This is a genomic window from Roseateles puraquae (assembly GCF_002205845.1).
GTDB lineage: Bacteria > Pseudomonadota > Gammaproteobacteria > Burkholderiales > Burkholderiaceae_C > Pelomonas > Pelomonas puraquae.
Genome location: NZ_NISI01000031.1, coordinates 1 through 9761, shown reverse-complemented (window position 1 = coordinate 9761; position 9761 = coordinate 1). Strand labels below are relative to the sequence as shown.

Genomic DNA, 9761 nt, shown 5'->3' with positions numbered 1-9761 from the left:
GTGGAGTATTGCGGATGGCGCGCGTGGTCGATCCACGGTTCCTACAAGTTGGGGTGTTTGTGCCCGCAACTGGAGGGCTAGGGAGTTCCCTAGGGAATAGGTGAAATCTCCCATGTCGGCAGAAATACTGGCGACAGATCGGCTGGTTAGCATGCGCCGCAATAAGTCGATGCCTATGCGGAGGTGAGCGCACCTCGGCTATGCACGAAGCCGAGGGAGTTGAGATGGCCAAGCGATGCCTGGCGCGATTCGTGCGCCGTGGACTGGTGTGTTCTGCCGTTCTGTTGACTGGTTGGGTCGCGGGGCCGGGTGCCATGGCCCAGGTGGCCGTGGGGGACGGCGGGACGCCGAGCTACAGCCAAGCCATTGCGGTGCCACCTGGCGTTGGCGGCATGACGCCCAAGCTCAGCCTGCTTTATGCGGGCGGTGGTGTAAATGGGCCGCTGGGGCATGGCTGGAGTGTTCAGGGCTTGTCCGTGATCACGCGGTGCGCGGCGACGCTGGCGCAGGATGGCAAGACAGTTGGGGTTGCCTATGTGGCCAGCGATAAGTTGTGCCTGGACGGGCAGCGGCTGATCCAGACCGATGAAGCCGGGAACGCGGCGCCCAGCGGTGGCAGCAACGCGGTGGGCGTGCCGGTCACGACGCAGGTCAACGATGCGCAAGGCCTGGGGGCCAACGTCTATCGGGAGTTCCGCACGGAGAAGGACATGTACGCGCGCATCCGCGCGTACGGTTATGCCAATGGCGACTCCACCGGCGCAAGCGGGCCGGCCTACTTCAAGGTGTGGACCAAGGCGGGCCAGGTCTACGAGTACGGCGACGCCGCGGCCAGTCCCGCAGCGACAACGGGGCTGATTGCGCCTCCTGGCAAGGCGCCCATGGCCTGGGCTGTGGCGCGCATCAGCGACACCCTGGGCAATGCCATCGACTTCAAGTACGAGCAACGAGACGTGCCCTGGGGGAGTGGGCCCACATCTGGCTCGCCCACGGCTGGGCACGAATGGAACATCCGAGAGGTTCAGTACAGCGGGAACAAAGTCGTCTTCAACTACGACCTGGATACGCAGGGGAACGACGCACGCACGGACAAGTCCGAGGCTTACCAGCAAGGCCGCAAGAACGTCAGCTTGCGCCGCCTGAAGTCGATCACAACCTATGTCAATAGTCCGGCCACGGCGTTGGGGGCGAATGGTGGCACGGCGGTTCGCACCACGCAGCTGACGTATGACTACGGCCCGGTGACCGGGCGAAGCCGGATCGTCAAGATCCAGGACTGCGCCGGCGGCCCGAGCAGCACACGGTGCCTGCCGGCCACCAACCTCACCTATACCGCGGGCACCAGCGACGGCTACCAGTCCAATGCCGCCTTCGCTTCCAGCAACCTGGCCACGCAGGATCTGCTCGGCAACGGCACCTATGGTGTGTTGACCGGTGACTTCAACGGTGACGGCAAGACCGACATCCTTTACTGGTCAGACACCCCGTCCAACAACAAGCTGTACACCAGCAATGGTGATGGCAGTTTCTCGACGTCGTCCGCGTTCAATATCAAGACAGTCAATCTCTTCAAGAGCGATGGCTGCTACTACACGATTGCAGCGGACTTCAACGGGGACGGCATCACCGATTTGCTGCGGGTGATGCGAGCCACCTCCACCAGCAATACCAATGTGTCGTGCGGCACGCCGCTCACGCACTACCTGTATCTGGGCAAGCCCGACGGTAGCTTTACCAGCGTGAGCTTGCCCAGCGGCATTGACTTCACACAAACCGCAAGCGTCAAGACGCGGCAGTTCAACTGCTCGTCTCCAGCCTCGACGAACTACGTCCCGGGTTGCAAGGAACCCGGAGACACCTACCTGGGCACGGTCCAGACGCCCGGCGCCAACTTCCACCTGATCGACGTCAACGGCGATGGCTACCTGGACATCGTCACCACGCAACTGCCCGGCTACAGCCGGACGATGACCATCCCGAGTGAAGCCGCGCAGTGCGCCAGCATCATTTGCACACGCGTGTATCTGGGCAGCGCATCCGGCGTCTTCACCGAGTTGACGACCACCAACCTGGCGAACCACAGCGTCTACGGTGCCCCTTCACGAGGCTTCTACGACTACTTCCGAAAGCCCTTCGTGCTCGATGTCAACGGCGATGGCTTGTCCGATCTGCTGGTTGATACGGGACTGTGGACCTCCCAGGGCAACGGCGACTTCAACGTCGCTCAAGCAAGTGCGGTTACGGTCGGTTGTGCCAATGGGATCGACTTCAACGGAGATGGTCGCGGGGATTGCCTGTACGGCTCCTCGGTGCCGATCTCTCAGACCCTTGTTGTCGGGGATGGCTCTCTAACTCCTTCAACAACCGCCAGTTTCAACCTGACGGGTGTGGGGCAGGAACTGCTCGTCTCAACCAACAGCTATCCGTTTCCCCAGACTGCCGGCACCATCATCGCCGACTTCAACGGTGATGGCCGACAGGACATCCTGCGCTGGAAAGACGATGCGACGCAGAACGCTCTGTACTTGAGTAACGGGGACGGCAGCTTCACGACGGTTGCAAACTTCAGTTTGGCCGGAGTCCAGCTTCAGAACAGCAATGGTTCGGCCAGTGCGTTGCTGGGCGACTTCACAGGCCGCGGGTCCGTGGAGATCCTGCGGCTGCAGACGGTGGGTGGCACAGCCACCAACCGGCTCTTCGTCAAAGCCGATCCGACGCCTCCCGATCTGCTGGTCAGCGTCACCGGCCCCTCAGGGCTCACGTCCCGGCTGTACTACGTCCCACTGAGCAACTCGGCCGCGGCCGGCGCGCTCCCTGCCAGCTCGGCGAGCGACCTCTACCTTGGCCTTCGCTACCAGAGCGACCTGGGCCAGTCTGCGTATGCCGTGACCGACGCCGTCGATCTGAGCATGCCCATGTACGTTGTGGCCACGCAGGTGGATGACACCGGGGTGGGAAGCAGCACCGTCACCACGGAGATGAGCTACCGAGGCCTGAAGGCAGATCGCAAAGGCCGCGGCATGCTGGGCTTTCGTGAAGTGCTGCGACAGCGCACCGGCGCCGACGGCACGCCGCTGACGGTGGACACGACCTACGCACAGACCCATCCCTACACCGGCGTTGCAGCCAACACCTCAACCTACCGCAGCAAGCTCAACGCCATCTCGGCGTCCACCTTGCTGAGCACCACAAGCAACGCCTACTGCGATCAGGGCAATGCCGCTGCTGCCTCCGCGAGCGCCAACTGCCCCGTGACCAGCAAGATTGCTCGGCCATATCTCTATCAGAGCACCGAGGGTGGCCAGGACCTGGCCGGCGTGGCCCTGCCCACCGTGGTCACGCAGAACGTTTTCAATGGCTCAGGTGATCCGGCCACCATCAGCGTCACCACGACGGGTACGACTGCCGGTGTTGCCCAGACCTTCACCAAGTCGGTGAGCAACACCTACTACACGGACAACACCAGCTGCAGCAACTACCAGACCTGCTACTGGATCCTCGGGCGGCTGAACCAGGCCACCGTCACGAACACCGTGCCCAACAGCTTGGCCAGCATCCCCAGCAGCGCTGGCACCGGCCCGTATGCGAGTGCGACCTCGGGCTCGGGGCCTGCCGTCAGCAGCCCGCTGAACCTGGTGCTGAGCAACTGCTCCAGCACCACACCGACCCTCAGCCCGGTGGCCGCTTCATACCAGTGCCAGTTGGGCAACAGCGGCACCACCAATGCCACCAACCTGAGCTACGCGACGAGCTCGGCGGCCCTGGTCATCAACGGCCCGGCCAGCTGTGCAGCCAACACCACGAACTGTGGCACGGTCACGATGCGCACATCGGCCGTTGCCGGTGCCTACACGGGCTACTTCACGGTTTCCAGCGCGGGCGCCACCACCACCAGCACCAGCGTGCCGTTGACCGTCACCGCCCCCAACGGGCTGGGCGTGAGCGCCGCGAGCTTTAGTCCCGCGACCGTTACAGCCGGCACCAGCAGCACCTTCAACTGGAGCACGACCAACGCCGCGTCGGCCAGCGTGAGCTGCGCAGGCACCGGCGTGACAGTGACCGGCACCGCCACAGGCACCGCCGGCAACATCACGGTCGGGACCACGGTGGCCACCACAGCCGCCAATTGCACCGTCATCGCCACCGGCGCCAGCGGCGCCATGGTCAGCGGCAGTGCCGACCTCGCGATCACACCGGCAGGCAGCGTGAGCGTCACCTCCGCCAGCTTCAGCCCGGCCAGCGTCCCGGCAGGCACCAGCAGCAGCTTCAGCTGGAACACCGCCAACGCCACCTCGGCCTCCGTGAGCTGCTCGGGCGCCGGCGCCAACGCCACCGGCTCCGGCACCAGCGGAACCATCACCGTGGCCACGTCCAGCGCTGGCACCGCGACCTGCACGGTCACTGCCGTCGCCTCGGACGGTGCCACCGCGACCGGTTCAGCAAATCTGACAGTAGCCGCTGCGGGGGCGCCGACGATTAGCACCAGCACATTCAGCGCTGCCAGTGTTGTCGTTGGTGGTACGTCGACCTTCACCTGGAGCGCGAGCAACGCCACATCGACTTCGGCGAGTTGCAGCGGTGCCGTCAGCGGCTCGGGCAACGGTACCGCCACCGGCGGCAGCCTCACAGTGACCGCCGGTGCCAATGCGGGCCTGGGCACTTGCACGGTGACCGCGGTTGGTCCTGGCGGGACCACCACCGGCTCTGCCAATATCGATGTCGTACAAGCGCCCACGGTGAGCGGTGTGAGGTTCAGTCCGGCCATATCAACGGCCACAGGGAGTGTCCCGAACTTCGCTTGGACCACGAGCAACGCGGCCTCTGCCGCAGTCGTGTGCACGGGCGTGATTTCGTACAACGCTTCGGTCCCGTTGAACGGAAGTTTGAACCTGCCCGTCAGCGGCCCAGGTACAGCCACATGCACGGTGACCGCATCCAATGGCGCACTGCAGGCGACGGGTGCTGCGACGCACACGGCGTATGCCGAATCCAGCGTAACCAGCGCGTCGTTCAGTCCAAGCAGCGTGTCGGTGGGCGGCAGCAGCACCTTCAGTTGGGCGACGGCCAATGCGAGTTCAGCCACAGTGAGCTGCTCTGGTGCAGGAGCCACGGCGACGGGCTCGGGCGCCAGCGGCAGCATCACTGTCACGACGTCCAGCGCGGGCACGGCCACATGTACCGTCACCAGCAGCAATGCGGCGGGTGCAACCGCGAGTCGAGCGGCAAGCCTGAGTGTGTCGGCACCTGCACCGACCCTGACGACCAGCCGAAACCAGCAGTACGTGACGGCGGGTGTCTCCCAGCAAGGCGTCTTTAGTTGGACCGCTGGCGGCGGTGCTACGTCCGTGACCGCGTCGTGCACGGGCACGGGCAACCAGTCCAGCACCTACAGCGGGACCTCGCTTGCCAACGGCATGTATGTGGCCGGCTCCACTGCAGGCACGACACTGACTTGCACGGCGACCGCGTCGAATGATCAAGGCAGCACCATCAGCAGTTCGCAGACCTTCGATGTCGTCGCCGCCCCTGGGGTGCCAAGCGCGAGTTGGAGTCCAACATCGATCACGATCGGCGGGCAGTCAACCTTGAGTTGGTCCGGCGCAAACGCGGTCAGCATGGGCATTTCATGCTCCGGCTTGACCGGAACCTGGTCATCGCCGGTGGGGCTGAACGCACCGTCTGGTAGCTCAACATTCACACCCACGAGCACGGGCACTCAGGTTTGCAATTTGACGGCGACGAACGCGGCGGGCAACCAGGCGACGGGCACGGCCAGCCTCTCTGTGACCGCAGCGCCAACCGTGAACAGCGCGGTGTTCAGCCCGACCGTGTCCACAGCAGCCGGAAGCGTCCCTAACTTCTCCTGGACAACGAGTAACGCGACCTCAGCATCTGTCCTTTGCACAGGCGTGGTTTCGTACAACGCCTCGGTTCCGGTAAACGGAGCTCTGAACCTGCCTGTCAGTGGCCCGGGTACGGGCACATGCACGGTGACGGCATACAACGGTGGTGCGCAGGCAACTGGCAGTGCGACGCACACGGCCTATGCGGCACCGAGCGTCAGCAGCGCTTCATTCAGCCCATCAAGTGTCACAGCCGGCAGCAGCAGCACCTTCAGTTGGACAACGGCCAATGCGAGTTCAGCCACTGTGAGTTGCTCTGGCGCGGGCGCTACAGCCACGGGCTCAGGTGCCAGCGGATCGATCAACGTGGGGACCAGCAGCGCGGGAACAGCCACATGTACCGTTACGGCGGTCAACGCAGCCGGCAGCACTGCTGTGGCCAGTGCATCCTTGAGCGCTGCAACGGCGGTGCCATTCACAGTCTCAGGACCATCGGGGACGACATGGACCTTCTCCAACCCGAACGCGAGTCCACAAGCCATCACGGCTCTCAGTCTGCAGGTTACCCGCGGCAATCGAATGGGCGCGTCCATCTCAGGTGGTACATGCCAAGTGAACTCTACGGTTGCCGCCGGGGGGAGTTGCACAGTCATCGTCAACGCACCTACGCCTGATTGCACAGCCAACAACTACAGCGTGGCGCCGCAGTTGTCGACATTAGCCGGTGCAGTCACTGGAAATGCCCTCAGCAAAAATGCTCCTGGAGGCAGGATGTGCAACTGAGCAAACCCGTATCCAGCAATTGAATGCGTGTGGTGGGTCTCATGAAGAGGAACCCACGGGGAGGGATCAGAAGATGAGTCACCTGAACGTGATGGACGCTGAAGAACGACGCAGGCGGTGGGCAGGGTTGCCTGCACGTGCCATCGTGCGGGCCGCTGGTGCATTGACGGTGGCTGTGGGGCTGCTGGCGGGTGCGCACGCCCAAGTTCCGAGCAACATTTACAGCTACAGCCGCACGAGCAGTTTTGCGTACTACGGCGTGGGCGATGGTGCCAAGGCGGGGCTGCTCAAGAGCGAGACGATTGAGCCGAACAACGCGCAGCTGTGCGTGATCACGACCTACGACTACGACGCCTACGGCAACAAGACCAGCGCCACGACGGCCAACTGCGCCGGTGCCACGGGTCGGGCGCTGTTCACCACGCGCACGAGCACCAGTACCTTTGCCGCGGTCACCAGCCAGCCCATCGTCGTCAGCGGCGGCACGATCAACGTGGCTGTGCCTGCGGGCCTGTTCCCCTCCAGCAGTGCCAATGCACTCAACCACACCGAGACCAAGACCTACGACCCGCGGTACGGCGCGCCCCTGAGCCTGACCGGCCCCAACCAGCTCACCACCAGCTGGAAGGTCGACGACTTCGGCCGTGTGACGCAGGAGACCCGTGCCGATGGCACCCGTACCGTCACGGCCTACTGCACGCTGGGCGGGCTTGGCCTGGACACTACGGCCAACAGCAGTGCGTCCAACGGTGACCCGCTGAGCTGTCCCAATGGCAGCGCCGATGCGCCGGCCGATGCCGTGGCGTTCGTGCACACCGAGCCCTGGGATTCGAGCAACAACAAGATCGGCCCCTTCGTGCGCGTCTACAAAGACCGCATGGGTCGGGACGTGCGCAGCGTCACCCAAGCCTTCGACGGCTCGGCCCAGGCCTCGGGCAAGGCCGGTGCACTCGTCTACAAAGACACCGTCTACAGCCCCTACGGCGCCAAGAGCATTGAGACCCAAGCCTACTTCGCAGGCAGCGGCAGCTCGACCACCAGTGGCGGCAACGACGTCGGCCTGAGCCAGATCGTGGTGGACGTGCTGGGGCGCCCCACCACCGTCTATGTGGCCGACCCCAACGGCGGTGCAGGAACCCAGAGCATCGGCAACTATGGCAGCCGGCGTGTGGCGCAGACCACCTACGCCTACAGCGGCCTGGCCACCACCACCACCAACGACAAGGGCCAGACCCGCAAGGAAGACAAGAACGCGCTGGGCGAGCTGGTGCGCGTGACGGATGCCAGTGGTGCCACGCTCATCCACCAACGCGATGCCTTTGGCAACCTCGTGCAGACCAAGGATGCGCTGGGCAATCTCACCACCCTGACCTACGACTACCGCGGCCGCAAGACCAAGCTCCAGGACCCTGACACCGGCACCTGGAACTACGACTACGACGCCTTGGGCCAGCTCGTCTGGCAGCAAAGCCCCAACCAGCTGGCCCAGGGGTCTGAGACCACCATGGCCTACGACGTGCTGGGGCGCCTGACCAGCCGCGGCGAGCCCGAGTACATCAGCACCTGGCGCTACGACACCAATGCCGATGGCAGCTCCTGCATGAACGCCAATGCCAACCAAGGCAAGGGCAAGCTCTGCCAGAGTGGTACCAGCAACGGGGTGAACCGTCAGTACGTGTACGACAACCTGGGGCGGCCCACCAGCAGCCGCACGAGCATTAACAACGGCCCCAGCTTTGCCAGCAGCGTCAGCTACGACGGCCAGGGACGCGTGCAGACCCAGACCTACCCCACGGGTGTGCAGGTCGGCTACAGCTACACCACGCAGTTGGGCTACCTGGAAAAGCTCCAGCTCAACACCCCGGCCACGGTGGCGCCGCTGCCCAACGCGAGCGGGCAGACCGCAGCCGGCACCAGCTTGGCGGCCGGTACGGTGCTGTGGCAAGCCCAAGTGGTGGGCGCCTGGGGCAAGGTCGAGCAGCAGCTCTACGGCAACGGGATCGTGAACCGAGCGGCCTTCGAGGCTGCCACCGGCCGCATCACGTCACTGACCGCAGGGGCCAACAACAATGTGCTCGCCCAGACCTACACCTGGGACAGCCTGAGCAACCTGCAGAGCCGTCGTGACGACAACGGCGACGGCAACACCGGCGCTGTCAACGAGACCTTCAGCTACGGTGACAGCCTGAACCGCCTCACCGGCTACACCGTCAGCGCCCCAGCCATCCCCAACCTCAGCCGCAGCGTGACGCTGCAGTACAACGCCCTGGGGATGCTGCTCTACAAGAGCGACGTCGCCAACTACACCTACAACGCCCAGGGTGGCGGCGCGGGCAGCAAGCCCCACGCGCTGCAAAGCGTGGCCGGTGTGCTCAACACCACCTATGGCTACGACGCCAACGGCAACCTCATCAGCGCCAGCACCGGCAAGTACCGCAGCCTGAGCTACACGAGCTTCAACCTGCCTGACGGCGGCGCTGGCCTGCAGGGCGTCAACGGTCTGCCCAAGTACAGCTGGCAGTACGACGAGAACCACGCGCGCATCCGGGAGACCCACCAGGACAGCAACGGCACGCGCACCACCTGGTATCACCACCCCGACAACCAAGGCGGCCTTGCCTTCGAGAGCGAGGTGGCACCCAACGGCACCGTCAGCAACCGCCATTACCTGAGCGCGGGCGGCCAGGTCATCGGCGTGCTGGTGCGCGCCGGCGCGCTGCCCACCCTGAGCGCCAACCAGACCACGCCGCCGACCGTGGCCAGCGTCACCTTCGTGAAGGTCGAGTACTGGCACAAGGACCACCTGGGCAGCCTCATCACGACGACCGACCACGCCGGCGCCGTGACCCAGCGCTACGCCTACGACCCCTTCGGCAAGCGCCGCTACACCAGCGGCACCTATGACCCCTTCGGGGCGCTCATCGTGGACTGGGTCAGCACCCAGAACGCCGGCACCGACCGCGGCTTCACCGGCCACGAGCACCTGGACGACGTCGGCATCGTGCACATGAACGGCCGGCTCTACGACGCCAACCTCGGCGTCTTCCTGCAGCCCGACCCCTTTATCCAGGATCCCTCCAACCTACAAAACTACAACCGCTACGGCTACTGCTTCAACAACCCGCTCACTTGCAC

The 9761-nt window shown here is 64.6% G+C and carries 2 protein-coding genes; both read left to right on the top strand.

The genetic code is table 11. The features are described from left to right. The first annotated feature begins 200 nt into the window (after positions 1-200). Positions 201-6626 (top strand): FG-GAP-like repeat-containing protein, encoded by a 6426-nt coding sequence (locus CDO81_RS29215; RefSeq protein ID WP_088486425.1) that lies wholly within the window; start codon positions 201-203, stop codon positions 6624-6626. 73 nt (positions 6627-6699) lie between these two features. Continuing rightward, positions 6700-9761: RHS repeat domain-containing protein (locus tag CDO81_RS27300; RefSeq protein ID WP_158218457.1), on the top strand; the 3062-nt coding region annotated here is incomplete at its 3' end.

Bases quoted from the DNA above. Each gene is read 5' to 3' on its own strand.
- CDO81_RS29215 (WP_088486425.1), top strand. From the start codon at position 201: ATGCACGAAGCCGAGGGAGTTGAGATGGCCAAGCGATGCCTGGCGCGA.